23 protein-coding genes are annotated in these 26,100 nt (G+C 73.2%); 11 read left to right on the top strand and 12 right to left on the bottom strand.

The window, feature by feature from the left end; all coding sequences use genetic code 11:
- The first annotated feature begins 21 nt into the window (after nucleotides 1-21).
- The 4 genes from AC1VWI_RS13215 (at nucleotide 22) to AC1VWI_RS13200 (ending at nucleotide 5,130) form a co-directional block, all read left to right on the top strand.
- Nucleotides 22-1,200 (top strand): Gfo/Idh/MocA family protein, encoded by a 1,179-nt coding sequence (locus AC1VWI_RS13215; protein ID WP_499511184.1) that lies wholly within the window; start codon nucleotides 22-24, stop codon nucleotides 1,198-1,200.
- On the top strand, nucleotides 1,197-2,039 hold the full coding sequence (locus tag AC1VWI_RS13210; protein WP_499511183.1) for a DUF6807 domain-containing protein: 843 nt from the start codon (nucleotides 1,197-1,199) through the stop codon (nucleotides 2,037-2,039). Before AC1VWI_RS13215 ends, AC1VWI_RS13210 begins: the two co-directional genes overlap by 4 nt.
- A 130-nt stretch (nucleotides 2,040-2,169) precedes the next feature.
- Nucleotides 2,170-3,504, top strand: coding sequence for an ABC transporter substrate-binding protein (locus tag AC1VWI_RS13205; protein ID WP_499511182.1), 1,335 nt, complete (start codon nucleotides 2,170-2,172; stop codon nucleotides 3,502-3,504).
- Nucleotides 3,505-3,609: 105 nt separating this feature from the next.
- Nucleotides 3,610-5,130, top strand: coding sequence for a pectate lyase family protein (locus AC1VWI_RS13200; protein ID WP_499511181.1), 1,521 nt, complete (start codon nucleotides 3,610-3,612; stop codon nucleotides 5,128-5,130).
- Nucleotides 5,131-5,223: 93 nt separating this feature from the next.
- Here AC1VWI_RS13200 and AC1VWI_RS13195 read toward each other — a convergent pair whose 3' ends face one another.
- Nucleotides 5,224-6,135: an AraC family transcriptional regulator gene (locus AC1VWI_RS13195; protein WP_499511180.1), complete on the bottom strand. Its 912-nt coding sequence runs from the start codon at nucleotides 6,133-6,135 to the stop codon at nucleotides 5,224-5,226.
- Nucleotides 6,136-6,255: 120 nt separating this feature from the next.
- On the opposite strand from AC1VWI_RS13195, the gene AC1VWI_RS13190 reads away from it, so the two are divergent.
- Both AC1VWI_RS13190 and AC1VWI_RS13185 read left to right on the top strand, forming a co-directional pair.
- Nucleotides 6,256-7,221, top strand: a complete 966-nt coding sequence (locus AC1VWI_RS13190) for an SDR family NAD(P)-dependent oxidoreductase (protein WP_499511179.1) — start codon at nucleotides 6,256-6,258, stop codon at nucleotides 7,219-7,221.
- 108 nt (nucleotides 7,222-7,329) lie between these two features.
- Nucleotides 7,330-7,890 carry a carboxymuconolactone decarboxylase family protein gene (locus AC1VWI_RS13185; protein ID WP_499511178.1) on the top strand — a complete coding sequence of 187 codons (561 nt, stop codon included), beginning with the start codon at nucleotides 7,330-7,332 and terminating at the stop codon, nucleotides 7,888-7,890.
- A gap of 48 nt (nucleotides 7,891-7,938) precedes the next feature.
- Here the strand turns inward: AC1VWI_RS13185 and AC1VWI_RS13180 are convergent, their stop codons facing one another.
- From AC1VWI_RS13180 to AC1VWI_RS13160, 5 genes are all read right to left on the bottom strand, one after another.
- Complete coding sequence (locus AC1VWI_RS13180) at nucleotides 7,939-8,340, bottom strand: hypothetical protein (RefSeq protein WP_499516790.1); 402 nt, start codon at nucleotides 8,338-8,340, stop codon at nucleotides 7,939-7,941.
- Nucleotides 8,341-8,435: 95 nt separating this feature from the next.
- Nucleotides 8,436-9,458, bottom strand: coding sequence for a LacI family DNA-binding transcriptional regulator (locus AC1VWI_RS13175; protein ID WP_499511177.1), 1,023 nt, complete (start codon nucleotides 9,456-9,458; stop codon nucleotides 8,436-8,438).
- A 22-nt stretch (nucleotides 9,459-9,480) separates the two neighbouring features.
- Nucleotides 9,481-10,386, bottom strand: a complete 906-nt coding sequence (locus AC1VWI_RS13170) for a carbohydrate ABC transporter permease (RefSeq protein WP_499511176.1) — start codon at nucleotides 10,384-10,386, stop codon at nucleotides 9,481-9,483.
- A complete protein-coding gene (locus tag AC1VWI_RS13165) occupies nucleotides 10,386-11,306 on the bottom strand; it encodes a carbohydrate ABC transporter permease (RefSeq protein ID WP_499511175.1) in 921 nt (306 codons plus the stop codon). The genes AC1VWI_RS13170 and AC1VWI_RS13165 overlap by 1 nt, the downstream gene beginning before the upstream one ends.
- A 119-nt stretch (nucleotides 11,307-11,425) precedes the next feature.
- Nucleotides 11,426-12,742 (bottom strand): ABC transporter substrate-binding protein, encoded by a 1,317-nt coding sequence (locus AC1VWI_RS13160; RefSeq protein ID WP_499511174.1) that lies wholly within the window; start codon nucleotides 12,740-12,742, stop codon nucleotides 11,426-11,428.
- A 157-nt stretch (nucleotides 12,743-12,899) separates the two neighbouring features.
- On the opposite strand from AC1VWI_RS13160, the gene AC1VWI_RS13155 reads away from it, so the two are divergent.
- Nucleotides 12,900-14,897: a beta-galactosidase gene (locus AC1VWI_RS13155; protein WP_499511173.1), complete on the top strand. Its 1,998-nt coding sequence runs from the start codon at nucleotides 12,900-12,902 to the stop codon at nucleotides 14,895-14,897.
- A 9-nt stretch (nucleotides 14,898-14,906) separates the two neighbouring features.
- Here AC1VWI_RS13155 and AC1VWI_RS13150 read toward each other — a convergent pair whose 3' ends face one another.
- Complete coding sequence (locus AC1VWI_RS13150; RefSeq protein WP_361795955.1) at nucleotides 14,907-15,674, bottom strand: IclR family transcriptional regulator; 768 nt, start codon at nucleotides 15,672-15,674, stop codon at nucleotides 14,907-14,909.
- Nucleotides 15,675-15,786: 112 nt separating this feature from the next.
- Between AC1VWI_RS13150 and AC1VWI_RS13145 the strand changes: the two genes are divergently transcribed.
- On the top strand, nucleotides 15,787-17,322 hold the full coding sequence (locus tag AC1VWI_RS13145; RefSeq protein ID WP_499511172.1) for an aldehyde dehydrogenase (NADP(+)): 1,536 nt from the start codon (nucleotides 15,787-15,789) through the stop codon (nucleotides 17,320-17,322).
- 129 nt (nucleotides 17,323-17,451) lie between these two features.
- Here the strand turns inward: AC1VWI_RS13145 and thpD are convergent, their stop codons facing one another.
- The 5 genes from thpD to AC1VWI_RS13120 form a co-directional block, all read right to left on the bottom strand.
- Nucleotides 17,452-18,345, bottom strand: a complete 894-nt coding sequence (thpD, locus tag AC1VWI_RS13140) for an ectoine hydroxylase (protein WP_499511171.1) — start codon at nucleotides 18,343-18,345, stop codon at nucleotides 17,452-17,454.
- 6 nt (nucleotides 18,346-18,351) lie between these two features.
- Entirely contained in the window at nucleotides 18,352-18,750 is a 399-nt protein-coding gene (locus AC1VWI_RS13135) for an ectoine synthase (RefSeq protein ID WP_499511170.1), read from the bottom strand.
- Nucleotides 18,751-18,769: 19 nt separating this feature from the next.
- Nucleotides 18,770-20,041 (bottom strand): diaminobutyrate--2-oxoglutarate transaminase, encoded by a 1,272-nt coding sequence (gene ectB, locus AC1VWI_RS13130; protein WP_499511169.1) that lies wholly within the window; start codon nucleotides 20,039-20,041, stop codon nucleotides 18,770-18,772.
- Between the two features lie 49 nt (nucleotides 20,042-20,090).
- The gene (ectA, locus tag AC1VWI_RS13125) at nucleotides 20,091-20,585 is read right to left on the bottom strand and encodes a diaminobutyrate acetyltransferase (protein ID WP_499511168.1); all 495 of its coding nucleotides are present in this window, start codon (nucleotides 20,583-20,585) and stop codon (nucleotides 20,091-20,093) included.
- 370 nt (nucleotides 20,586-20,955) lie between these two features.
- Nucleotides 20,956-22,044 (bottom strand): pyridoxal-phosphate-dependent aminotransferase family protein, encoded by a 1,089-nt coding sequence (locus AC1VWI_RS13120; RefSeq protein ID WP_499511167.1) that lies wholly within the window; start codon nucleotides 22,042-22,044, stop codon nucleotides 20,956-20,958.
- Between the two features lie 68 nt (nucleotides 22,045-22,112).
- Between AC1VWI_RS13120 and AC1VWI_RS13115 the strand changes: the two genes are divergently transcribed.
- From AC1VWI_RS13115 to AC1VWI_RS13105, 3 genes are all read left to right on the top strand, one after another.
- Nucleotides 22,113-23,213 (top strand): amidohydrolase family protein, encoded by a 1,101-nt coding sequence (locus tag AC1VWI_RS13115; protein ID WP_499511166.1) that lies wholly within the window; start codon nucleotides 22,113-22,115, stop codon nucleotides 23,211-23,213.
- Between the two features lie 312 nt (nucleotides 23,214-23,525).
- A complete protein-coding gene (locus tag AC1VWI_RS13110; protein ID WP_499511165.1) occupies nucleotides 23,526-24,644 on the top strand; it encodes a Hint domain-containing protein in 1,119 nt (372 codons plus the stop codon).
- Nucleotides 24,645-24,856: 212 nt separating this feature from the next.
- Nucleotides 24,857-25,924, top strand: a complete 1,068-nt coding sequence (locus AC1VWI_RS13105) for an SCO1860 family LAETG-anchored protein (protein WP_499511164.1) — start codon at nucleotides 24,857-24,859, stop codon at nucleotides 25,922-25,924.
- Nucleotides 25,925-26,100: the final 176 nt, after the last annotated feature.

Raw genomic sequence — 26,100 nt, 5'->3', positions numbered from 1 at the left:
GCGGACGAGGAGGTCCAAACCGTGCGAGATGCATCCACGCGGCCCGGCGACGCGCCCGTGCCCGTCGTCCTGGCCGGGGCCCGCGGCCACGGCGCCTGGCACCTGGAGAACCTGAGGAGGCTGTCGGCCACCGGTCTGGTGCGGCTCGCCGGGATCTGCGACACCGTCCCGCTCGCGCCGGGGGAACCGGCCGGGTTCCCCGGACCCGCCCACGGCACCGACCTGGGCGAACTGACCGCGCGGACCGGCGCCGGGATCGTCATCGTCTGCACCCCCCTCCACACGCACACCGACCTGGCGCTGGCCGCGGCCGCGCAGGGCGCCCACGTGCTGCTGGAGAAGCCGCCCGCGCCCTCCTATGCCGCGTACGAACGGCTGGTCGCCGGGGTCGAGGCGAGCGGACGGGCCTGTCAGATCGGCTTCCAGTCGCTCGGCTCGCACGCCCTGGACGCCGTCCGCGCGCTGGTGGCCGACGGCGCGATAGGCACCGTGCGCGGCATCGGCGCCGCCGGCAACTGGGTGCGCGACGAGCACTACTTCCGCCGGGCCGCCTGGTCGGGGCGGCGCAGGATCGGCGGTACGGACGTGGTCGACGGGGTGCTCACCAACCCCCTCGCCCACGCCGTCGCCACCGCGCTCGCCCTGGACGGCAGCGAACGCGCCGAGGACGTCGGGGCGATCGAGCTGGAGCTCTTCCGGGCCAACGCCATCGAGGCCGACGACACCTCCGCCCTGCGGCTGCGCACCGCGCGGGGCACGGTCGTCACGGTCACCGCCACCCTGTGCGCCGAGCGGAACGCCGAGCCGTACGTCGTCGTCCACGGCGACCGAGGCCGTGTGACGTTCTGGTACAAGCAGGACCGCGTCCTGCTGCAACGCGCCGGGCGCGGCCCGCAGGAGCAGCGGTACGGGCGCACGGACCTGCTGGAGAACCTGGTCGCGCACGTGCGGCACGGCGAGGACCTGCTCGTGCCGCCCCGCGCCACCGGTGCCTTCATGAAGGTCGTCGAGGCCGTGCGCACCGCCCCGGACCCGGTGCCGCTGCCCGACGGCGCCTGGCGCTCCGAGCCCGGCGAACGGTCCGCGCGACGTGTCGTCACCGGGGTCGACGGCATGGTCACCGCCGGCGCGGAGACCCTGGCCCTCTTCTCCGAGCTGGGCGCCCCCTGGGCCGCGCCGAACGGGGTGGTCCGGCGATGACGACCACCGTGCTGCGTGCCGCCGGACGTACCGTCGGACGGTACGTCCACCGCCCCGAGCTGCCCGGGCGGCTCGCCCCGCGCCCGTACCTGCACCCGCTGACCACCCTGGCCGGGGTGCCCGTCACCGAGTTCATGCCCGGCGACCACCTCCACCACCTCGGGGTGAGCGTCGCCGTCCCCGACGTCGACGGGCGCAACTTCTGGGGCGGGCGCACCTACGTCCGCGACCGGGGCCCGGCCGAGCTGGACGACCACGGCGTCCAGGAGCACCTGGGCCTGCTCCGCGGCGGCCCGGACGGCTTCACCGAGGAGCTGTCCTGGCGCACCGGGGACCGCGAACTGCTCCGCGAGCGGCGGACGGTCACGGCCCGCGCGCTCGGCAGGGGCTGCTGGGCGCTCGACGTCACCTTCGCCCTGGCCAACCCCGGCGACCGGGAGCTGACCATCGGCAGCCCGGCCACCAACGGCCGCCCCGGCGCCGGATACGGCGGCTTCTTCTGGCGGGCGCCCGCCGAGCCGGAGCGGGCGCGGGTGTTCACGGCCGGTGCGGAGGGCGAGGAGGCCGTGCACGGCCGGGCGGCCGACTGGCTGGCCCTCTCGGGCGAGGGCTGGACGCTGGTCTTCGCCGGGGCGACCGCCGGGACCCGCCGCGACCCGTGGTTCGTGCGCACCGCCGAGTACCCCGGCGTCGGCTCCTCCCTCGCCTGGGCGCGGCGGCTGCCCGTCCCCGCGGGCGGCACCGTGACCCGGCGGATCGTCACCGCCGTCGCCGACGGTCGCCTCGGACCCGCGCAGGCCGGCGCGCTGGCCCGCCGCCTCGTCGACGGGAGCGGCTGACGATGCGCCCCTGGACCGCCGGCCTCGGCGACGGCACCCACCGCCGCGGACACCGGCGACGGCCCACGCCGGACCCCGGGCCACCCCTCACGTCCCCACCACCCGCACACACCCCGACAGGAGAGTCACCATGAGAGCACCGAAGGGCCGCGGAGCACGCCTCGCCGCCGCCGTCGCGGCCGTCTCCGCACTGGCGCTGACCGCGTCCGCCTGCGGCACCGACGGCAAGGGCAGCTCGGGCAGCGAGGGCAGCGGCAAGGGCACCGTCACCTTCTGGGACAACAACGGCGGTGTCCGCACCGAGGTGTGGAAGGAGATCATCTCCCGCTTCGAGAAGAAGAACCCGGACGTCAAGGTGAAGTACGTCGGGGTCGCCGCCGCCGACGTGCAGTCCAAGTACGACACCGCCATCGCGGGCGGCAAGGGCCTGCCCGACGTGGGCGGCGTGGGCACCGCGATGCTCGCGAGCCTGGTGGCGCAGGGCGCGCTCGACCCGGTGACCGACCGCATCGACGACAGCCCCCTGAAGGGCAGGTTCGACCCCAACCTGGTCACGAGCGTGCAGGCGGCGGGCGGCGGCGACGAGCTGTTCTCGGTGCCGACCTCCGCGAACATGGGCGTCCTGTGGTACCGCACCGACCTCTTCGAGGCCGCGGGGGCGCAGGCGCCCACCACCTGGGACGCGTTCTTCACGGCGACGCAGAAGCTGACGGACCGCAAGAACAACGAGTTCGGCTTCACCTTCCGCGGCGGCGCCGGCTCGATCGCCCAGGCCCTGGACATGATGTACGGGCAGTCGGGCATCGACAGCTTCTGGAACGGCGACACGACCACCGTCAACGACGCCAAGAACGTGGCGGCGCTGGAGAAGTACGTCGCGCTGTACAAGAAGACCACGCCCGAGGCCGACCTCAACAACGACTTCACCAAGATGGTCGCCGAGTTCGACAACGGGAAGATCGGCATCCTCCAGCACAACCTGGGTTCCTACCAGAACCACCTGGACGCCCTCGGTCAGGGCAAGTTCGCGGGCGTGGCCATGCCGGTCGACGCGGCGGGGGTGCGCACCACGGTCTCCAACCCGGTGGACGGGCTCGGTCTGTTCAAGAGCTCCGAGAACAAGGAGGCCGCCTGGAAGTTCATCGAGTTCGCCGCCTCCGCGGAGGCGAACAGCCTGTGGAACGAGTCCGCCGGTGCCATCCCGTCCAACACCGAGGCGCAGGACGACGACTGGATCGCCTCCGCCGGGGCCACCAAGATCGCCATCGAGGCGCTCACCGACCTCAAGACGAAGATCGTCCAGCTGCCGTACTACCTGCCGGACTGGAACACCCTCAGCAAGGCCGACAGCGAACCGGAGTTCCAGAAGGTCGTCCTCGGCCGGCTGAGCGCCAAGGACTTCCTCGACGCCTTCGCCGGGAAGCTCAACGCCGCGCAGGCGGACTGGAAGAAGCACACCTCCTGATCCGCGTGCCCGGGTACGGGAAGGCCGGCGGCGCCCACGCCGCGCCGTGAGCCGCCGGCCGTCCCCGCTCCCCCTCCCCTCCCCACCTCCTCCCAAGGAGCCGCAATGCGCAGATCTGTGTGTCATGCACGCGTCATTCCCCTGCTGGTGGGCTGCACGACGCTCGCCCTCGCCCTCACCGCTCCGGCCGAGGCCCAGGCCGTCCCGCGCGGGACCGCCCTCGGCCGCGCCGTACTGCCCGCCGGTGACGGCTGGGCCTCGGCCGGCGGGGGCACCAAGGGCGGCTCGGCCGCCGACGCCGCCCACGTCTTCACCGTGCGCAACCGCGCCGAACTGGTCGCCGCCCTCGGCGACGGCGACGGCACCCCCCGGATCGTCCAGGTCAAGGGCGTCATCGACGTGAACACCGCCGACGACGGCACCCCCCTGGGCTGCGCGGACTACGCCACCGACGGCTACACCCTCGACGGCTACCTCGCCGCCTACGACCCCGCGGTGTGGGGCACCGACCGCGAGCCGTCCGGCCCGCTCGAGGACGCCCGCGCCGCCTCGCAGAAGGTCCAGGCGGAACGCGTCCAGGTGCGGGTCGGCTCCCGCACCACCATCGTCGGCCTCGGCCGGGGCGCCACCCTCCGGGGCGGCAACCTCATGGTCCAGGACGCCGACGACGTCATCATCCGCAACCTGTCCTTCGAGAACGCCGCCGACTGCTTCCCCGCCTGGGACCCCACCGACGGCGACACCGGCAACTGGAACTCCGAGTACGACAACCTCAGCGTGGTCGGCTCCACGCACGTGTGGGTGGACCACAACACCTTCTCCGACGGCGACGAGCCCGACACGACCCTGCCCACCTACTTCGGCCGCGTCTTCCAGAAGCACGACGGCCTCTTCGACGTCATCAAGGGCTCCGACCTCGTCACCGGGTCCTGGAACGTCTTCCGGGACCACGGCAAGACCTCGCTCATCGGCAACAGCGACAGCGCCGCCGCCACCGACGCGGGCAGGCTGCGCGTCACCCTCCACCACAACCTCTACCGGAACGTCACCGAGCGCGCCCCGCGCGTCCGCTTCGGCCAGGTCGACGTCTACAACAACCACTACGTGGCGACCGCGGACTCCGGCTACGCCTACGGCTACAGCCTCGGTGTCGGCGTCCAGTCGCAGCTCGTGGCGGAGGCCAACGCCTTCACCCTGCCCGCGGGCGTCACCCTCCACCACAACCTCTACCGGAACGTCACCGAGCGCGCCCCGCGCGTCCGCTTCGGCCAGGTCGACGTCTACAACAACCACTACGTGGCGACCGCGGACTCCGGCTACGCCTACGGCTACAGCCTCGGTGTCGGCGTCCAGTCGCAGCTCGTGGCGGAGGCCAACGCCTTCACCCTGCCCGCGGGCGTCGACCGCGCCACCGTCATCAAGAAGTGGAAGGGCACCGCCCTCACCGAGGACGGCAACCTCGTCAACGGCCGCCCCGTCGACCTGCTCGCCGTCCACAACGCGGGTGTCCCCGCCGAGCAGCTCGGCGACGACGCCGGGTGGACCCCGGCCCTGCGCACCCGGGTCGACCGTGCGGGCGCCGTGCCGCACGTCGTCGACCGCCACGCGGGCAGCGGAAGGCTCTGACCGGCCGCCGCCCCGCACCCACCCCACCCGTCGGCCGACCGTCCCCGGCCGGCGGAGGCCCGCGCCCCCAGGCCGTCCCTTCAGGCCGTCCCGTCAGGCCGCGGGACCGCCGCGGTAGGCACGGGGCGAGCTCCCCGTCACCTCCTTGAAGGCCGTGCTGAGCGCGCTCTCGGAGCCGTAGCCGACCGCGCGGGCGATGACGGCGAGGGTCTCGGTGCCCTTGCGCAGGCGCTGCGAGGCGAGTTCGATGCGCCACCGCCTGAGGTAGTCCAGCGGCGGACAGCCCACGGTCCGCTTGAACCGCGCGGCGAGCGTGGACCTCGACACCCCGCTGGTGCGGGCGAGTTCGGCGACCGTCCAGCCGTGCGCCGGCGCGCGGTGCAGCGCGGCCAGGGCGGGCGCCACGACGGGGTCGGCCAGGCCCGCCGGCCAGCCCGACGCGCCGTGCGACTCCTCGGCGAGGTGCAGACGCAGCACGTGGACCAGCATGACGACGGCCAGGTGCTCCGCCACGAGGGTGGAGGCCACGGGCCGTCGCAGCAGCTCCTGCCCGATCTGCTCCAGTGCCCAGCCCACGGTCTGCGCGTGCGCGGTCCCCGCGGGCACGTGGATGACCGGCGGCAGGGCGTCCAGCAGCAGGGCCCGCGCGCGGTCGCCGAAGGAGAAGCGGCCGCCGACGAGCAGGACGTCGTCGCCCCGGCCGACCCGGGCGAAACCGCCCTCCGCCGCGGCGAACACCGGCTCCGCGGAGACCGGGGCCACGCCGGGAGCGCTGCGCAGCACGAACGGGCGGGCCTGGGTGAGCAGGAAGCAGTCGCCCGCGGCCAGCTCCACCGGCCCGTCCGCCCCTTCGACCTCCAGGAGGCACCCGCCGCGCCGGACCGCGTTGAACTTCACCCCGGACGGCGCCCCGAAGCGCACCGCCCACTCGCCGCCCGCCACGAGGCCCGTCGAGAGATGGGCCCTGGTCTCCAGCAGGGCCAGCACGTCCTCGAGCGGATCCATGACGTGCCTCCTGGGGCTGGACGATGGCTGAAGTTTTCCGGAGTTTTCATTATGGAGAATACGCGATGCCGTCCATAGCCTGGTTCGCGTACCAGCCGTTCCCCTCCCGAGAAGGTCACCGTGCTCGACCACCCCCTGCTGCAGACCCCCTTCCCCTCGCACGCCACGGCCTCCGAGGTCATCGGCGGAGTCGACCTCACCGGCCGGCGCGCCCTCGTCACCGGCGGCGCCTCCGGCATCGGCCTCGAAACGGTCCGGGCCCTGGCCTCGGCCGGCGCGGACGTCACCGTCGCCACGCGCGATCCCGCCGCCGCGGCACCGGCCCTCCGCGGACTCGCCACCACCGCCCCGGCGGGCTCGGTGGACGTACGGGCCCTCGACCTGGCCGACCTCGCGTCCGTCGCCCACTTCGCGGACGCCTGGAGCGGGCCGCTCGACATCCTCGTCGCCAACGCCGGGATCATGGCCCTCCCCACCCGCCAGGTCACCGACCTGGGGTGGGAGCTGCAGCTCGCCACCAACCACCTCGGGCACTTCGCCCTCGCCACGGCACTCCACCCCGCACTGCGGGCGGCCGGGTCGGCCCGTCTGGTGGTCGTCAGTTCCGGAGCCCACCGCAACGCCGCGTTCGACTTCGGCGACCCCCACTTCGAGCGGCGTCCCTACGACCCCTGGACGGCCTACGCGCAGTCCAAGACCGCGGACGTCCTGCTCGCGGTGGGCGCCCGCCGGTGGGCCGCCGACGGCGTCACGGCCAACGCGCTCAACCCCGGATGGATCCTCGGCACCAACCTCCAGCGCCACATCGACGCCGGCACCATGCGGGCGATGGGCGTGACGGACGAGGACGGCGCCGTCATCCCGCAGCCGTACCACAAGACCGCGGAGCAGGGAGCCGCCACCTCGGTGCTGCTCGCGGCGTCGCCGCTGCTCGACGGGGTGACCGGACGTTACTTCGAGGACAACCAGGAGGCGCAGGTCGTGGACGGGGACGAGGGGCGCCCCGGCGGCGTCGCCGCCCACGCCGTGGACCCGGTCGCCGCGGACCGGCTCTGGGACCGCGCCCTGTGCGCCCTGCGGGCGTGACCTCCCGGACGTCCCCGGAGGTGCCCCCGCCCCCGGATGTCACACCGGGGAGGCCGCCGTCCGTCGTACTCCCGCAGGCACGACGCGGACGACCCCAGGAGGCACGACATGTCCCGCATCTCCCTCGACCCGCCCCGGACCCCGTTCATCCGGCTCGCCGAGTGGTACGCGCGCCGCAGGTTCGGCAGGGTCCTCGACCCCGGCCGGGCGGTCGGCCACAACCCGAAGGTGCTGATGAGCTACGCCCGCTTCGAGCAGGGCGTGGAGAAGTGGCACGCGCTCGACCGGGGCCTGGGGCACCTCGCCGTCATGGCGTCCGCGGTCCGCATCGGCTGCTCCTGGTGCGTGGACTTCGGCCACTGGAAGGCCGAGGGCCTGGGGCTGCCCATGGAGAAGGTGGGCAAGGTGCCGGTCTGGCGCGAGCACCGGGAGGACTTCACCGAGCTCGAACAGTGGGTGATGGAGTACGCCGAGGCCATGAGCGAGACGGTGCCGTCCGTCACCGACGACCTGGCCCGCCGGCTGCTCGACCGGCTCGGTGAGGCCGCCTTCGTCGAACTCACGGCCATGGTCGCGGTGGAGAACCTGCGCTCCCGGCTCAACAGTGCCCTCGGGCTGACCAGCCAGGGCTTCTCCGAGCAGTGCGCGGTCCCGCCCGGTACGTCCTGACCGCCCCGCGGCAGGGTCACGCCACGGCCGGGTCACGCCACGGCCGCGTCACGCCGCCGCGGCGCCCTCGGGGGTCGCGGCCCGGGCCCTGCGGCCCTCGTGCCAGAGGGCCGCACCGGTCACCAGCGCGCCCACGCCCTCCCACACGCCGACCCCGAGGAAGCCGGAGGGCGCCCGGCCGATCACCACGGCCGTGGTGAAGACGGTGAAGGTCAGCAGCCGGAACGGGACCGTCCAGCGGAAGAAGGCGCGCCAGTCGGCGAGGGCCGCCAGGACGTAGTACACGCCCATGTTGAGCGCCGCCATCGAGGACGCGGTGAGGAAGACCAGGGTGTAGTCGCCGGCGGCGCGGTGGTCCGGACGGTGGAAGCCGAGCAGGGACAGCTGCACGGCCGGCGAGACGATCCCGACGATGCCGAGCGCGGCGGCGAGCACACCGAAGACGGCCATGGTCCAGCCGGAAAGGGAGCGGGGGAGACGCACCGGTCCTCCAAGTCCGGGGGCGGCGGCTTCGACGCCCCAACTCCCATGATCCTAGGGGATGTTCAGGCCGACTCCCGCCGTACCAGCTCCGTCGGGAGGATCACCGCGGACGGCTCGTCACCGGCGATGCGGGCGAGCAGCAGCCGCACCATCTCGGCGCTGATCCGGTCCCACGGCTGGCGGATCGTGGTCAGCGGCGGGAGCGTGGCCAGCGCCGCCGGGGAGTCGTCGAAGCCGCCGACCGCGACGTCCTCCGGCACCCGCCGCCCGGCCCGTTCCAGCGCCGCCAGCGCGCCCTGGGCCATCAGGTCGGAGGCGACGAAGATCGCGTCCAGGCCGGGGGAGCGGTCCAGCAGCGCGGTCATCGCGGCCTCCCCGCTGGCCCGGCTGTAGTCGCCCTCGGCGATCAGCGTCTCGTCGGCGGGCAGCCCCGCGGCGGCCAGCTCCTCGCGGTAGCCCGCCAGGCGCTGCACACCGCCGGGGGTGTCCAGCGGCCCCGTGATCATGGCGATCGTGCGCCGCCCGGAGGCCACGAGGTGCCGCACCATCCGGTGCGCGCCGCCCCGTTCGTCGGCGGCCACGTACGCGACCCGGCCGCCCTGCCCCAGCGGCTCCCCGCAGGCGACGACCGGAACCCCGGCCTTCTCCAGCCGCTCGGCGACCGGGTTCCCCGAGTGGCTGGACACCAGCAGCACGCCGTCGACGTGCCCGGCGGTGATGTAGCGGGTGATCCGCCGCCGCTCGGACTCGTCGCCGGCGATCATCAGCAGCAGCGGTATGTCGTGCGCGGCCAGCGCCTGGGTGCAGCCGCTGAGCAGCACGTTGAAGTTCGGGTCCTCGAAGAAGCGCTCCTGCGGCTCGGTGAGCAGGAAGCCCACCGAGTCCGAACGCCCGGTGATCAGGCTGCGGGCGTGCCGGTTCACCACGTATCCGGTGCGGCGGATGGCGGCGTTGACCGCCTCCATCGCGGCCGGGCTCACGTTGTGCCCGCCGTTGAGGACGCGCGACACCGTGCCCCGTGACACGCCCGCCTCGCGGGCCACGTCGTGGATCGTCGGGGGACGGCGTCGTTCTGTGCGGCTCATACCGTTCTTCCTTCGGGGCTCCTCAGGACTTTACGGCCCCGGAGAGCAGGTCCAGGCTCCAGAACCGCTGGATCACCAGGAACAGTGCGATCAGCGGCATTATCGCCAGCATCGCACCGGTGATCACCAGCGTGTAGAGGGCGGGCGCCGAGGCCCCCTGCTGGAGCAGGGTGAACAGGCCCAGCGTCACCGGGAACTTCTCGTCGTCGCCCAGCATGATGAACGGCAGCAGGAAGTTGTTCCAGATCGCCACGAACTGGAAGAGGAAGACCGTCACCAGTCCGGGCAGCATCACCGGCAGCGCGATCGTGCGGAAGGTCCGCCACTCGCCCGCACCGTCCACCCGGGCCGCCTCCACCACCTCGTCCGGCACGGCGGCGGAGGCGTAGATCCGCGCCAGGTAGATGCCGTACGGCGCCAGGACGCTCGGCAGCAGCACCGACAGGTAGCTGTCGGCCAGACCCGCCTTGGCCATCAGCAGGTACTGCGGGATCGCCAGGATGACCGGCGGCATCAGCACCCCGGTCAGCAGGACGTTGAAGATCGCCTCGCGGCCGCGGAAGCGGTACTTCGCCAGCGCGTAGCCGCTCACCGCGGACACCGCGGTGGACAGCAGCGCGCCGAGGCCCGCGTAGAAGAGGGAGTTGAGCATCCACCGCCAGTAGACGCCGTCGCGGTACGCCGTCAGCGCGGAGACGTTGTCGACCAGGCCCGTGCCGGGCAGGAAGGTGAACGTCGCGAACAGCTCGCGGCTGCTCTTCGTCGACGCCACCAGCACCCATGCGACCGGGAGCAGGCAGTAGGCCGCGCCGAGCAGCAGCACGACGGTCGGGACCAGGCCGGTCCCGCGGCGCCGCCGCGGCGCGGAGGCGCGGGCCGCCGTGGTGGCGCCGGGCCGCTGGGCGAGGGGGGTTGCCGTGACGCTCATCAGGAGGCTCCCTGCCGGGTACGGGAGTTGGCCGCCCGCAGGAAGCCGAAGGACAGGACGAGGGTGACGACGGCGATGACCACGGACGTCGCGGCCGCCGAGTGGAGGTCGCCGCGGACGAAGGCGTCCTGGTAGACCTTCATCAGCGGGCTCCAGGTCGTGGAGATCGAGTTCGTCATCCCCTTCAGGGTCATCGGCTCGCCGAAGACCTGGAAGGTCGCGATCATCGAGAAGAAGAAGGTCAGCACGAGCGCCGGCGCCACCGTGGGGATCTTGATCCGCAGTGCGATCTGCAGCTCAGAGCAGCCGTCGATCCGTGCGGCCTCGTAGATCTCGGAGGGCACCGCCCGCAGCGACGTGTAGATCACGATCATGTTGAAGCCCGTGCCGCCCCACACGGCGACGTTGGCCAGCGCGCCGAAGAGCGCGCCGCCGGTCAGCAGGTCCGGCTCCGGCAGGCCCATGGCGCCCAGCGCGTAGTGGAGCGGGCTGAGCGAGGGCAGGTAGAGGAAGCCCCACAGCAGCGCCGCGACCACCCCGGGCACGGCGTACGGCAGGAAGATCGCCAGCCGCGAGAAGCCGCGCAGCCGGGTCCGCTGCGCGTCCAGCATCAGGGCGAACAGCAGGGCGAGGCCCAGCATCACCGGCACGACGATCGCGCCGTAGCCGAGGATGCGGGCGGCGCCGTGCAGGAGCTCGGTGTCGGACAGGACGGAGGTGTAGTTGGACAGCCCCGCCCAGGCCTCGCCGCGTGCGCCCCGGCCCAGGCCCAGGCCCTTGACCTCGATCTTGCGGAAGCTCAGGTAGACGGCGTAGCCGATGGGGAGCGCGAAGGTCGCGGCGAACAGGAGGACGGCGGGGGCGAGGAATCCGTAGGGGGCGAGGCGTCGGGTGCGCCGGGCAGCGGACGTGGGCGGCATGGGCGGCTCGTTTCGGACGGCTGACGGCTGACGGCTGACGGCTGACGGATGGGCGGCGGACGGGCGGGCGGGACCGGGGGCGCGTGGTGCCCCCGGTCGGCCTGAGGGGCTGCCGCGCGCTACTCCGTGACCGAGAAGCCCTGCTTCTTCATGTCGGCGACCGTCGTCGACTGCACCGTGCCCAGCGCCGGGCCGAAGCCGGCCTTGTCCTGCGCCGCCTTGCCGAAGGCGTCCTTGAACGCGCTGTAGGCGACGTTCACGTTCGGACCCCACGCCCCCGGGGCGGTGGTCTTCGCGATCTCCGCCGCCTTGGTGTAGAAGTCCGGCTGGTTGGAGAAGAACTCCGGCGCCTGGGCGAGCGCGTCCCCGGTCTGGGCGGCCGTCGCCGCCGGGTAGATGCCGCCGTTCTTCACCAGGGCCGTCACGGCCTCCGGGTCGGTGTTCAGCCAGGTCGCGAACTTCACCGCGGCGTCCTTGTGCTTCGAGTCGTTGCTGACACCGGTCGTGGAGCCGCCCCAGCTGCCCGTGACGTTCTCACCCGCGTTCCACTGCGGCAGCGGCGCCATGGCCCACTTGCCCTTGGTGTCGGGGGCCGCGGTCGTCAGCACGCCAGGCGCCCACACGGCGCTGACCCAGGCGATCTGGGTCCCGGTGTTGAGCGCCTTGTTCCACGCGGGGGTGTACATCGGCTGGTTGTCGACGACGCCCTCCTTGACCAGGCCGCCCCAGAAGTCGGCGACCTTGGTGGAGGCGGCGTCGTCGATGGCGACGTCCCACTTGTCCCCGGAGGTCGTCCACCACTTCGCGCCCGCCTGCTGCGACAGGCCCGCGAACAGGCCGGGGTCGGTCGCCGAGAAGGTGGTCAGCGACTTCTCGGCGTCCTTCTTCTTCAGGGCGCGGGCCGTCTGCGCGAACTCGTCCCACGTCGTGGGCACGTTCAGGCCGTACTTCGTGAACAGGTCCTGGCGGTAGTAGAACATCAGCGGCCCGGTGTCCTGCGGGATCGCGTACACCGCGTCGGAGCCGAGGGTCACCTGCTGCCACACGCCGTCGGCGAAGTCCTTCTTCACGTCGCCCGCCTGCCCGGATACGTCGGCCAGGACGTCGTTGCTCACCAGCGTGGGGAGGGCCTGGAACTCGGCCTGCACCAGGTCGGGCGCCTTGTGCGCCTTCGATGCGGTGATGATCTTGGTGACCAGGTCGTCGCCCGACGCCTGCTTCTTCACCGTGACCGTGATGCCGGCCTCCTTGCCGGGACCGGCGTTCCAGATCGCCGCGACCTTGTCCAGGCCCGGGGCCCAGGCCCAGTACGTGAGGCTGACCGGTCCGGACTCCGCCTTGTCTCCGTCTCCGCCGTCGTCCGACGAACCGCAGCCGGCCAGCAGCGTGGTGGAGAGCGCGGCCGCTGCGAATGCGGCGACGAGGCGCTTGTTCATGGGTTCCTCCCCTGACGAGGGTGCGCGGGGGCGCTGTGAGCGTTCACAGTAGAGAAACATCTCCGACACTTGTCAATGCTTGTGGCCGTGCGGTTACCTTGGCCGAGCCGCCCCTCGGGCAGCTGTGCACGTTCCCAGAGTTGACCCAGGAGATCCCATGGCGCGCCTTGCCTACGGCGGCGACTACAACCCCGAGCAGTGGCCCGAGGAGGTCTGGCACGAGGACGTCCGGCTGATGCGCGAGGCCGGTGTGACCATGGTCAGCGTCGGCATCTTCGCCTGGGCGAAGCTGGAGCCCGAGCCCGGCCGCTACGACTTCGCCTGGCTCGACCGGCTGCTGGACCTGCTGCACGAGCACGGCATCCGCGCCGACCTCGGCACCCCCACCGTCGTGCCGCCCGCCTGGTTCTACGCCGCCCACCCCGAGGCGCTCCCGGTGAGCCGCGAGGGCGTCCGCTACGGCTTCGGCTCGCGCGGCGCCATCTGCCACAGCTCCGCCGCCTACCGCCGGGCCGCCGCCGGGATCACCGAGCGGCTGGCCGAGCGCTACGGGAGCCACCCGGCCGTGGCGATGTGGCACGTCCACAACGAGTACGGGGTCCCGGTCGGCGCCTGCTACTGCGAGGCGTCCGCCGAGGAGTTCCGGCAGTGGCTGCGGGCCCGCTACGAGAGCCTGGACGCCCTCAACGCCGCCTGGGGCACGGCCTTCTGGGGCCAGACCTACGGCGACTGGGCGCACGTCGACGCCCCGCGGCTGACCCCCACCGTCGCCAACCCGGCCCAGCAGCTGGACTACGCCCGCTTCACCGACGAGACCGTCCGCGGCAACTTCACCGCCGAACGCGACGTCCTGCACCGGCTGTCACCCGGCGTCCCGGTCACCACCAACTTCATGACCGCGCTCAGCCAGTGCGACTCCATGGACTACTGGGCCTGGGGCCGCGAGGTCGACCTCGTCACCAACGACCACTACCTGATCACCGACGGCCGCCGCACCCACGTCAACCTGGCGATGGCCGCCGACCTCACCCGCTCCGTCGCCGGCGGCGCCCCCTGGCTGCTGCTGGAGCACTCCACCAGCGGCGTCAACTGGCAGCGCCGCAACCCCGCCAAGGCCCCCGGCCAGATGGCCCGCAACAGCCTTGCGCACGTCGCCCGCGGCTCGGAGGGCGCCCTGTTCTTCCAGTGGCGGCAGTCCCGCTACGGCGCCGAGAAGTTCCACTCCGCGATGCTGCCGCACGCGGGCACCGACAGCCGCGTCTGGCGCGAGGTGGTCCGGCTGGGCGCCGACGTCGCCGCCCTCGCCGAGGTCGCCGGCACCCGGACCGTCGCGGACGCCGCCGTGCTGTGGGACTGGCAGTCCTGGTGGGCGCAGAAGCTGGAGTGGCGGCCCAGCCAGGACCACGACGCGCGCGAACGCGCCGACAGTTACTACGAGGCCCTCTTCGACCGGCACCTGACCGTCGACTTCACGCGTCCCGAGGCCGACTTGTCGGCCTATCCCCTCGTCGTCGTCCCCGCCCTCTACCTCACCACCGAGGCCGCCGGACGGAACCTGCGCGCCTACGTCGAGGGCGGCGGCACGCTGCTGGTCTCCTACTTCTCCGGCGTCGTCGACGAGCACGACACCGTCCACCCGGGCCCCGTGCCCGGCGCGCTGCGGGACGTGCTCGGGCTGACCGTCGAGGAGTTCGCGCCCCTGCTCGACGGGGAACGGGTCCTGCTCGACGGCCCCGAGGGCCCCGCCCTCACCGGCGACCTGTGGACCGAGGTCGTCGTGCCGCGCGGCGCCGAGCCGGTGTGGACGTACGCCGACGGCCCCGCCGCCGGCCGCCCCGCCGTCACCCGGCACGCCCTGGGCGAGGGCACGGCCTGGTACGTCTCGACCCGGCTCGGCCCCGCGGAGCTCGGCGCGGTCCTGGCCGCCGCCGCGGAGGACGCGGGCCTGCCGGACCGGGCCGAACTGCCGCGCGACGTCGAGGTCGTCCGCCGCGCCGGCGAGCAGGGCACGTACCTCTTCGTGATCAACCACACCGGGTCCGAGGCGAAGGTGCCCCTCGACGCGCCGGGTACCGAACTGCTCACCGGGGAACGGGTCATCGGCCGGCTCAGCGTGCCGCCGGGTGCCGTCCGGGTGCTGCGCGAGGAGTCCTGACCGCGAGGGTCACAGACGGCGGGTCGCCAGCGTGAGGCGGTCGCGCGCGTCGAAGAGGGCGTCCTTGATCAGCTGCTCGTGGGCCGGGGTCAGCCTGGCCACCGGGACCGAGCAGCTGATCGCGTCGCGCGCGGGCGTGCGGTACGGGATGGCGACGCCGAAGCAGCGCAGGCCCAGCGTGTTCTCCTCGCGGTCCACGGCGTAGCCCTGCTCGCGGATCTGGTGCAGCTCCGCGATCAGCTTCTCGCGGTCGGTGTGGGTGTGCTCGGTGAGCGGCTCCAGCGTCTCCGGCAGCAGCTTGCGGACCTGCTCGTCGGTGTACGTGGCGAGCAGCGCCTTGCCGAGCGAGGTGGAGTGGGCCGGCAGCCGGCGGCCGACCCGGGTGAACGGCCGCAGGTAGTGCGAGGACTGACGGGTCGCCAGGTAGACGACGCTGGTTCCGTCGAGGCGGGCCAGGTGGATGGTCTCGCTGGTGTCGTCCGAGAGCCGGTCCAGGGTCGGGCGGGCCGCGGCGACGACCTCGTCGCCGTCGATGTACGAGGTGCCGACCAGCAGGGCGCGCACGCCGATGCCGTAGCGGGTGCCGGTGGCGTCGGTCTCGATCCAGCCCAGCTCCACGAGCGTGCGCAGCAGCATGTACAGGCTGGACTTGGGGTAGCCCACGGCCTCCTGCACGGCGGCCAGGCTGTGCATGCCGGGTTGCCCCGCGAAGAACTCCAGCAGCTCCACCGTCCGCACCGCGGATTTGACCTGCGCGCCGCCCTCACCTGCAGCCATCTGGAGTGGACCCCCCTTGTTCGGCCGGGACCCGCACAAGTAGGCTCCCGAACAGATTCACAGTTGCGGATGCTGTTCAGTATATCGAACGGAAGGCCTGGAGGTGCCCGCGGTGGCCGTACCAGTGTGGAGCGTCGATCCCCGAACCGGGAAGCAGCGGGAGCAGGTCGCCGTGGAAGCCACCGCCGAGGAGGTCGACACCGCGGTGCGCGCCGCCGCCGCGGCTTTCCCGGCGCTGGCCGACCGCGAGGTGCGCGCCCGGCTGCTGCGCACCGCGGCCGACTTCCTGGAGGAGGCCGGCCCCCGCATCCTGGAGGCCGCCGACGCGGAGACCGCCCTCGGTCCTGCCCGCCTCACCGGCGAACTCGGGCGCACCACCTACCAGTTGAGGGCCTTCGCCGAGATCGTCGAGGAGGGCGCCTTCCTCGACGTCATCATCGACCACGCCGACGCGACGCTCGCCCCGCCCCGGCCCGACCTGCGGCGCTACAAGATCCCGCTCGGCGTCGTGGCCGTGTACTCCGCCAGCAACTTCCCCCTCGCCTTCTCCGTGCCGGGCGGCGACACCGCCAGCGCGCTCGCGGCCGGCTGCCCCGTCGTCGTCAAGGCCCACCCCGACCACCCGGCGACGAGCGAGCTGTGCGCGGACGCGCTGCGCCGCGCCGCCGTCGCCGTCGGCCTGCCCGCCGACGTCGTCTCGGTGGTCCACGGCTTCCAGGCCGGCATCGACCTGATCAAGCACCCGCTGGTCTCCGCCGCGGGGTTCACCGGCTCCGTACGGGGCGGGCGCGCCCTCTTCGACGCCGCCGCGGCACGACCGGTGCCGATCCCCTTCCACGGCGAACTCGGCAGCCTCAACCCCGTGGTGATCACGGAGGCCGCGGCCGAGGAGCGCGCCGAGCAGATCGGCGCGGGGCTCGCCGGTTCCGTGACCCTCGGCGTCGGCCAGTTCTGCGTCAAACCCGGCCTCGTACTGGCCCCGGCGGGCGAGGCCGGCGACCGCCTCCTGAAGTCCCTGGCGGCCGCGGTCGGCGACGTCGCCCCCGGCACCCTGCTCGACGCCCGCATGCGGGACAACTTCATCGCGGGCGTGCGCGAACTGACCGCGCTGCCCGAGGTGGAGGCGCCGGTCGAGCCCGGCGACGGAGGCGAGCACCTGGTGCGCGCCGGCTTCGTCGCCGTCCCGGCGGCCCGGCTCGCGGAGGGCGGCGTGCACGACGCGCTGCTGGAGGAGCACTTCGGGCCGGTCACGGTCGTCGCGCGGTACGGCGGCGCGGAGGAGGTCGAGGGGGTGCTCGGACGGCTCCCCGGGAACCTCACGGCGACGGCGCACCTGAGCGAGGCCGAGGCGTCCGGCACCGACGCCGACGGCTCCGGCGCGGACCTGCTGCGCCGCCTCACCCCGCTGGCGGGGCGCGTCGTGGTGAACGGCTGGCCCACAGGGGTCGCGGTGGCCCCGGCCATGCACCACGGGGGGCCGTACCCGGCCACGACCTCGACGTCCACGTCGGTGGGCGGCACGGCGATCGAGCGGTGGCTGCGGCCGGTCGTCTACCAGGACGCGCCGCAGGGGCTGCTTCCGGCGGAGCTGCGCGACGGCAATCCGTTGGGGTTGCCGCGCCGCTTCAACGGGCGCCGCGAGGCCTGACGGGGTTCCCGCCTGCGGGCGGCTGCGCCGGGCTGCCCGATGGTGTGTGCGGGTGCGTTGTGGTTGCGGCGGGGCAACCGCCCGCCGCAACAAACGCGGCGCCGCACACAGAACCCGCACCCCGGAGGGTTACCGCACAGGCGTGAAGTCGCGCGCTCCGATGAACTCGGGGCGGCGGACCGGGGCCGCGAAGGGGTCGACGGCGGCGTTGTCGACGCTGTTGAAGACGATGAAGACGTTGCTGCGCGGGTACGGCGTGATGTTGTCCCCCGAGCCGTGCATGGCGTTGCAGTCGAACCACACCGCGGACCCGGGCGGCCCGGTGAAGAGCCGGATACCGTGGCGGCCCGCCAGTTCCGTGAGGGCCGCGTCGGATGGCGTGCCCGCGTCCTGCATCTGGAGGGACTTCTTGTAGTTGTCCTCCGGTGTCGCGCCCGCGCAGCCCAGGAACGTCCGGTGCGAGCCCGGCATGATCATCAGGCCGCCGTTGGTGGCGTGGTTCTCGGTCAGCGCGATCGAGACCGAGACCGTGCGCATGCGGGGCAGCCCGTCCTCGGCGTGCCAGGTCTCGAAGTCGGAGTGCCAGTAGAAGCCGGAGGCGCCGAAGCCCGGCTTGACGTTGATCCGGCTCTGGTGGACGTAGACGTCCGAGCCGAGGATCTGCCGGGCGCGGCCGACGACGCGGGGGTCGCGGACCAGTTCGGCGAAGACCGGGCTGATCTTGTGGACCTCGAAGACCGAGCGGATGTCCTGGGACTTCGCCTCGACGATGGACCGCTCGTCCGCGCGCACCGCCGGATCGGCGCACAGCCGCTCCAGCTCGGCGCGGTAACGGGCGACGTCCTCGGGCCCGATGATCGCGTCCACGGGCAGGAAGCCGTCGCGGTCGAAGTCGCGCAGCTCGGACGGCTGGATCGGGCCGGACGTGCCGGGTCCGCCCCAGACGGCCGGGTCCTGACGCGGGGTCATCACCTCGGCCGTGCCACGGGTGGGGTAGAGGTCGGTCGTCGTCACGGTGGTCATCGCTGGTCACGCTCCCTCGGTGAGCAGGGGGTAGACGCCGTTCTCGTCGTGCACCTCGCGCCCGGTGACGGGCGGGTTGAAGACGCAGACGAAGCGCAGGTCGGTCCTGGGGCGCATGGTGTGCCGTTCGTGGCCGTCGAGCAGGTAGAGCGTGCCGGGGGAGATCGCGTGGCGCTCGCCGGTCTCGTCGTCGGTCAGCTCGCCCTCGCCCTCGACGCACAGCACCGCCTCGACGTGGTTGGCGTACCACATGGAGGTCTCGGTCCCCGCGTACATCACGGTCTCGTGCAGCGAGAAGCCCACGCGGTCGTCGGCGAGGACGATGCGCTTGCTGCGCCAGGTCCCGGTCTCGGCGGTGACATCGCGGTCGGTGCCCTCGATGTCCTTCAGGGATCGCACGATCACGGTCGGACGGTTCCTTTCGTCAGGCGGTCTCACGGACGGAGCGGGCGAGGGTGCGCAGCCCCTCGTCGAGCTCCTCGGGGGTGATGGTCAGGGCGGGCAGCAGCTTGACGACCTCGCCGCGGGGGCCGGAGGTCTCCAGCAGCAGGCCCAGTTCGAAGGCTCGGGCGCACACCCGCGAGGCTCGGCCGGGGTCGGTGAACTCCAGGCCCCACACCAGGCCGCGGCCCCGGTACCGGGCGCCGGAGCGCGGATGCTCGGCGCAGATCTCGCGCAGGACGGCCTCGGCCTGCTCACCGCGCCTGAGCGTCTGCTTCTCCATGCTGCCGCCGTCCGCCCAGTAGGTGTCGAGGGCGGCGGTGGCGGTGACGAAGGCGGGGTTGTGGCCGCGGAAGGTGCCGTTGTGCTCGCCCGGCTCCCAGATGTCGAGCTCGGGGCGGAAGAGGGTCAGCGACATCGGCATGCCGTAGCCGCCGATCGACTTGGAGAGGGTGACGATGTCCGGCACGATGCCCGCCTCCTCGAAGGAGAAGAACGGGCCGGTGCGGCCGCAGCCCATCTGGATGTCGTCGACGATCAGCAGCATGTCGCGGCGCCGGCACAGGTCGGCCAGGCCGCGCAGCCACTCGGGGCGGGCGACGTTGATGCCGCCCTCGCCCTGGACCGTCTCGACGATCACGGCGGCGGGCTGGTTGAGGCCGGAGCCCTGGTCCTCCAGCAGCCGTTCGAACCACAGGAAGTCGGGGACGCGGCCGTCGAGGTAGTTGTCGAAGGGCATCGGGGTGCCGTGCACCAGGGGGACGCCGGCGCCGGCCCGCTTCATCGAGTTGCCGGTGACGGCGAGCGAGCCCAGCGACATGCCGTGGAAGGCGTTGGTGAAGGACACCACGGACTCCCGGCCCTTGACCTTGCGGGCCAGTTTCAGCGCCGCCTCCACGGCGTTGGTGCCGGTCGGGCCGGGGAACATCACCTTGTGGTCCATGCCGCGGGGGCGCAGCACGACGTCCCGGAAGCGTTCCAGGAAGGCGCGCTTGGCGGTGGTGCTCATGTCGAGGCCGTGCGTGATGCCGTCGCGCTCCAGGTAGTCCAGCAGGGCGCGCTTGAGCACGGGGTTGTTGTGGCCGTAGTTGAGGGCCCCGGCGCCGGAGAAGAAGTCGAGGTAGTCGTGGCCGTCCTCGTCGAAGAGCCGGCTGCCCTGCGCGCGGTCGAAGACGGCGGGCCAGCCGCGGCAGTAGCTGCGGACCTCGGACTCGAGGGTCTCGAAGACGGACAGGGCGGGCGGGGTGAGGGTCACCGTGCATTCCTTCTGTGGGGGAGGGAGGAGTCGTGCGGGGACGGCCGGGTCAGACGAGGGGCCCGATGCGGTACAGGACTTCGGGCTGGTGGCCGTCGGGGAACAGCGCGGCGTCGAAGAGCACCTCGCGTTCGGTGCGGGCTCCGTGGCGGGCGCCGAAGGACGTGAACAGGCGGTGCGAGGCCTCGTTGTCCGGGGTGATCGTGGTCTCGACCTCGCGCACGCCGGACGCGGCGGCCCGCTGCGCGAGGTCGTCGAGCATCGTGGCGGCGAGCCCCTGACCGCGGTGCGCCTCGTCCACGGCGACCTGCCAGACGACGAGGGCGCGGGGGCGCTCCGGGCGGACGTAGCCGGTCACGAAGCCGATCGGTTCGCCGTGCGCCGCACGCGCCACCACGGAGGTGCCGGCGAAGTCCCGGCACCACAGGAGGTAGCTGTACGGGGAGTTCAGGTCCAGGGTCCGGGAGTCGCGGGCAATGCGCCACAGTGCGGCGCCGTCCTCTGTTCGCGGGGTGTCGAGCAGCAATTCCCTTGCGGCGGTCATGCGGAAAGAACGTAGCGGGCGGAATTCGGAATTGCATTCCGCGCGGCCCTTGTGGCGGGCCGGTGCTGCTGATATCAGGCGCGTGAAGACCATCGGTGTGGGATGCTTTGCCCGGATATATCGGGGCGGAAAGGTGAGGTTGTGGGCTCGGTCACATCCTCGAAATCATCACGTCGCGTTGATGGAATCTTGGCGTTTGAAACCGTGATCCCGGGGCAGGAGTTGAATGCGGAATACCCTGGCGGATTCCCCGGATAATTCCCCGGAATTTCCCTGGGGTCACGCCGCACGGAATTCCGGGCGCCGACGGCGAAGGGCCGCCCGGGCCGGCGTGAACGGCCCGGGCGGCCCTTCGGGGGCGGGGGTGGGGTCAGGCCCGCCAGGCGGCCTCGGCCGCCGCCACGGCAGGCCCGGGGTCCGCCTCCAGCGCGCCGGCCAGCGCGCGCAGCGTACGGACGACCACGGCCGGGTCGGCGTCCCGGCCGTAGTGGTTGACCCGGATCATCTCCTTGGCCAGCGCGCCGCCCCCGGCGACCAGCGGAAGCCCCGGATCCAGCGCGAGGGCGCGGGCGACCAGGGCGTCGGCGGCGACGCCGTCCAGGGTGCGCAGCGTCGTCGCGACCGGCGCGGCGTCCTGGTCCCGGTGCACGTACGGCTCGACGGCGGCGGCCAGCGCCGCCGCACCGGCCCGGGTCGCCGCGGCGGCGGCGCGGTGCCGGGCGACCACCGCGTCGAGCCCGGCCTCCTCGATCCGCTCCAGGCAGGCCTCCAGCGCCAGCATCTCCAACTGCGCGGGCGCGTGCGGCAGCGCCCTGCGCCCGGCGTCGATCCAGCGCTCCTTCCAGTCCAGCAGGGACAGGTACGAGCGGCGCGGTGCCGCCGGGTTGTCCGCCAGGCGCCGCCACGCGCGCTCGCTCACCGACACCGCCGACACCCCGGCGGGCCCGCCCATGGCCTTCTGGGCGCCGATCACGCACAGGTCCACGCCCCACGCGTCCACCATCAGCGGTTCGGCCGCCACCGAGGCGACCGCGTCGACCATGAACAGCGCGCCGTGCGCCCGGACCACCTCGCCGATCTCCGCCACCGGGTTGGTGTTGCCGGTGGCCGCCTCCGCGTGCACCAGCGACACGAAGTCGACCTCCGGGTGGTCGGACAGCGCCCGCGCGACGTCCCGCGCACTCACGGCGGCGTGGAAGGGCACCTCCAGGTCGACCACGGTGGCGCCCGCGTCCCGCAGCCAGTTGCCGAAGGTCTGGCCGTACGGTCCGGTCACCACGTTCAGTGCCGTCGAGCCCGGCCGCGCCCCGCCGCGGATGCAGCCCTCCAGCGGCAGCAGGGCCTCGCCCTGCGTGATCACGACGTCCTGCCCGGTGTGCAGGAGCGCGGCGACCCTCCGCTCGATCGCGGCGAAGCGCGCGGCGGTCAGCGGGGGCAGGTCGAGGAGGGGGTGGGACACGGCAGCGCTGCTTCCTTCGTCGGGGGGTGTACGGCCCGAGGGTATCCGGCGGCTCGTAGAGTGCGGACATGGCTGATCGCGAGGGCACGCACGCGCTGCACGTCAAGGGCCGCATCCTGGCCGGGGCGCAGGACGTACGGGACGAGCTCTGGGTGGTCGGCGGGCGCGTCACCTACGAGCGCCCCGCCGGCCTCCGCGACCTCACCACCGTGCAGGGCTGGGTCCTGCCCGGCCTGGTCGACGCCCACTGCCACGTCGGCCTCGACCAGCACGGCCCGGTCGACCCGGGCACCTCCGAGAAGCAGGCGCTCACCGACCGCGACACGGGCACCCTGCTGCTCCGCGACGCCGGTTCGCCCTCCGACACGCGCTGGATCGACGACCGCGAGGACCTGCCGCGGATCATCCGGGCGGGCCGGCACATCGCCCGCACCCGCCGCTACATCCGCAACTACGCGTGGGAGATCGAGCCCGAGGACCTGGTCCCCTACGTCCGCCGGGAGGCCCGGCGCGGCGACGGCTGGGTCAAGCTGGTCGGCGACTGGATCGACCGGGACACCGGCGACCTGTCCGCCTGCTGGCCACGCGGCGCCGTCGAGGCCGCCATCGCCGCCGCCCACGAGGAGGGCGCCCGCGTCACCGCCCACTGCTTCGCCGAGGACTCCCTGCGGGACCTGGTCGAGGCCGGGATCGACTGCGTCGAGCACGCCACCGGGCTCACGCAGGACACCATCCCGCTCTTCGCCGAGCACCAGGTGGCCATCGTCCCCACCCTGGTCAACATCGCGACCTTCCCCGGTCTCGCGGACGGCGGCCAGGCCAAGTTCCCGCGCTGGGCCGACCACATGCGCCGGCTGCACGAGCGCCGCTACGACACCGTCCGCGCCGCCCACGACGCGGGCATCCGGATCTTCGCCGGCACCGACGCCGGCGGCTCCCTCGCCCACGGGCTCGTCGCCGGCGAGGTCGCGGAGCTCGTCACCGCCGGTCTGCCCGTCCTCGACGCGCTCTCGGCCGCCACCTGGTCCGCCCGCGAGTGGCTCGGCCGCGACGGCCTCACCGAGGGCGCCTCCGCCGACCTGGTCGTCTACCCGGACGACCCGCGCGCCGACGTCCGCGTCCTGACCGCGCCCCGGCGCATCGTGCTGCGCGGTCGCGTGGTGGGGTGACCCGGCGGACCCGGCGGACCCGGCGGACCCGGCGGACCCGGCGGACCCGGCGGACCCGGCGGACCCGGCGGACCCGGCGGACCCGGCGGACCCGGCGGACCCGGCGGACCCGGCGGACCCGGCGGACCCGGCGGACACGGCGGACACGGCGGACACGGCGGGGCCACGGTAGCGGAGCGTGGCCACCGATGCGCCCGGAATGATCCCGGAGCACCGCTTCGGGTGATCCTGTACGGGAAAAGTCGATCCGTCCTCTTCTGTCGTGCTGCGATCGGTCGTACCGGCCGACACCGCAACGGGACGGGGAGCACGATGACCAGGCAGGGACCGCAGAAGTACCCGGGGGCCTCGCGCAGGTACTGGTACCAGGACGACTACGGCGGCGACGCGATGGAGGTCAACGCCGTCGTGCTGCACACCACCGAGGGCCGCAGCGTGCCGACGTACGGGGGCGGCGGCAGCGCGCCCAACCTGACGGCGAAACCGGACTTCGAGGACGAGAAGCTGGTCTGGTACCAGCACTTCGACATCGACATCTCCTCGCGCGCCCTGGTCAACCGGCCCGGCGGGGTGGAGACCAACACCCTCAACGTGTGCCAGGTGGAGCTGGTGGGCACCTGCGACCCCGAGCGGCACGAGGACTGGGGCGTCGCCAACCGGCACGTCTACTGGCCCAAGGCCCCGCAGTGGGCGCTGCGCGAACTCGCCGAGTTCCTCGCCTGGATGCACACCCACCACGGTGTGCCCCTGAAGGGGCCGAAGCTCTGGCTGCCCTACCCCCGCTCGTACGGGAACGCGGGCGGCCAGCGGATGACCGGACGGGAGTGGAACGCCTTCCGTGGCGTCTGCGGCCACCAGCACGTGCCCGAGAACTGCGTGCACCCGGACACCCCCGTGCTCCGCGCCGACCTGAGCTGGGCCCGGGCGGCCGAACTGGCCGTCGGCGACGAGGTCGTGTGCTTCGACGAGGAGGAGGCCCGGGGCGCTGCGGGCGCCGAGGGCGGGCAGGGGCGACGCCGGCTCCGCCGCGGGGTGGTGACCCGCAACGACCCGGCACGCAAGGACGCGTACCGGGTGACCACGGTGCGGGGCGAGGTCGTCGCGACGGCCGACCATCCGTGGCTGGTACGGCTGCCGCACGGCGACGCATGGGTGACCAGCCGTGAACTCACCCCGTTCAAGCACCGGATCGCCGCGGTCGCCGACCCGCAGGGCACCCCCGCGGGGGCCTGGGAGGGCGCCGCGGTCGCCGACGTCACCGCCGAGGCGGAGGTGCTCGCGGTCGAGCACCTGGGGGAGCAGCCGATCGCCTCGCTGTCGACCTCGACGCGCACCTACGTGGCCGGCGGCCTGCTGTGCCACAACTCCCACGGGGACCCCGGCGCGGTGGACTTCGCCAAGGTGCTCGAATACGCGCGATCGCAGGTGTGACGCGCGGGAACGCATGTGCCGCAGGTTTCGAATACGGAGGCGAAAACCACCCTTTGGAGTGAACCGGGCCCAGGCGGGTGCCGGTTCACTCTCCGTACGTAAATCATTACGGGGTCGAGGTCGCCCGGCGAGCGCGCTGTCCCCTTCAGCGGCGCCGTGGCGACTCCATGACCACTTGGGGGTTTTCCACTTTGTCCAGCTCTCCCTTCAGCATGCCCGCGCGCCGTCCCGCCGCCGCGCTGGGGGCCGCCGTCGCGCTGGCGGCGGGTGCCCTCGCCCTCGGGCCGGCGACCCCGGCCGCCGCGACCGGGGGGACCCACGGCTCCTCCGGCAAGGCCGGTGCGGTCGTCCTGCGGACCGGCCTGGAGGTCTCACTGCTCCGCACGTCCGTGGACGTGCCGCTGAACCTGACGCTCAACGAGGTCCACGCTCCGGCGAGCGCCGACGAGACCGCCCTCACCGCCACCCTCGACGGGGTCGACCACGGCAGGCCGTTCAGCGTCCTGCGCGCCGACGTCGCCACCGCCAGGGCCACCGCCGACCGCCACAAGGCGGAGGGCTACGCCAACCTCGTCAAGGCGCGCGTCAGCCTGCCCGGACTGCCGTTGCTCGGGCTCATCAAGGCCGACGCGATCTCCGCCCGCGCCACGTGCGTGGCCGGCCGCAAGCCGGTCGCCGACGTCGAGCTGCCCGGCCACGTCGTCGTCCTCGGCAAGCGCGTCAAGGTGTCGGCCGGCGGCACGACCCTGGTGAAGGTGCCCGGCGTGGGCGAGGTCCGCCTCGACCTCGCCAAGAGGACCGTCACCTCGCGCAGCGCCGCCGCCACCGCACTGGAACTGTCGGTCGAGGTCAACCCGCTCAAGCTCGGCGTCGCCGAGGTGAACGGCACCGTCACCCTCGCCGGGGCCACCTGCGAGACGCCCCGCCGCGGCGGGCACGACGGCGGCGGGCACGACGGCGGCGGGCACCACGGCGGCGGCAACGGCGACGGGGACAACGGCGGCGACGACTCCGGCAGCGGCGAGGAGCCGCAGACCGGCGGCGAGTCCGAGCAGCCCTCGCAGTCCGCGGAGCCCTCGGTGTCGGCCGGGCCGTCGGAGTCCGCGCGCGCCGACCAGTCCCCGCAGGCCGCGCCCGCGGCCGCCGGCGACCTCGCCGAGACCGGCAGCAGCTCCATGACCCCGTACCTCGCGGGCGGTTCGGTGCTGCTGTTCGCCGCCGGATTCCTCGTGATCCGCAAGACCCGCCGCAAGCCGGCGGCCGAGAGCGCCCGGGACTGACGACCCCGGGTCGACCCCGGGGGGCGGACCAGGGGTGAGGGGGGACGTGGAGGGCGGCGGAGTGTCCGGAGCCGCCCTCCACGCGCTTTCCCGCACCGCTCCCCGCTCCGGCCGCTCGCTCACGGGCGTCTGAAAAGGGCACTTTCCACTACCCTGTTGGGGAGTGTCCGCGCGCC

The organism is Streptomyces sp. TOM-9, from assembly GCF_056858595.1.
This window is presented reverse-complemented; position numbering and strand designations above follow the sequence as displayed.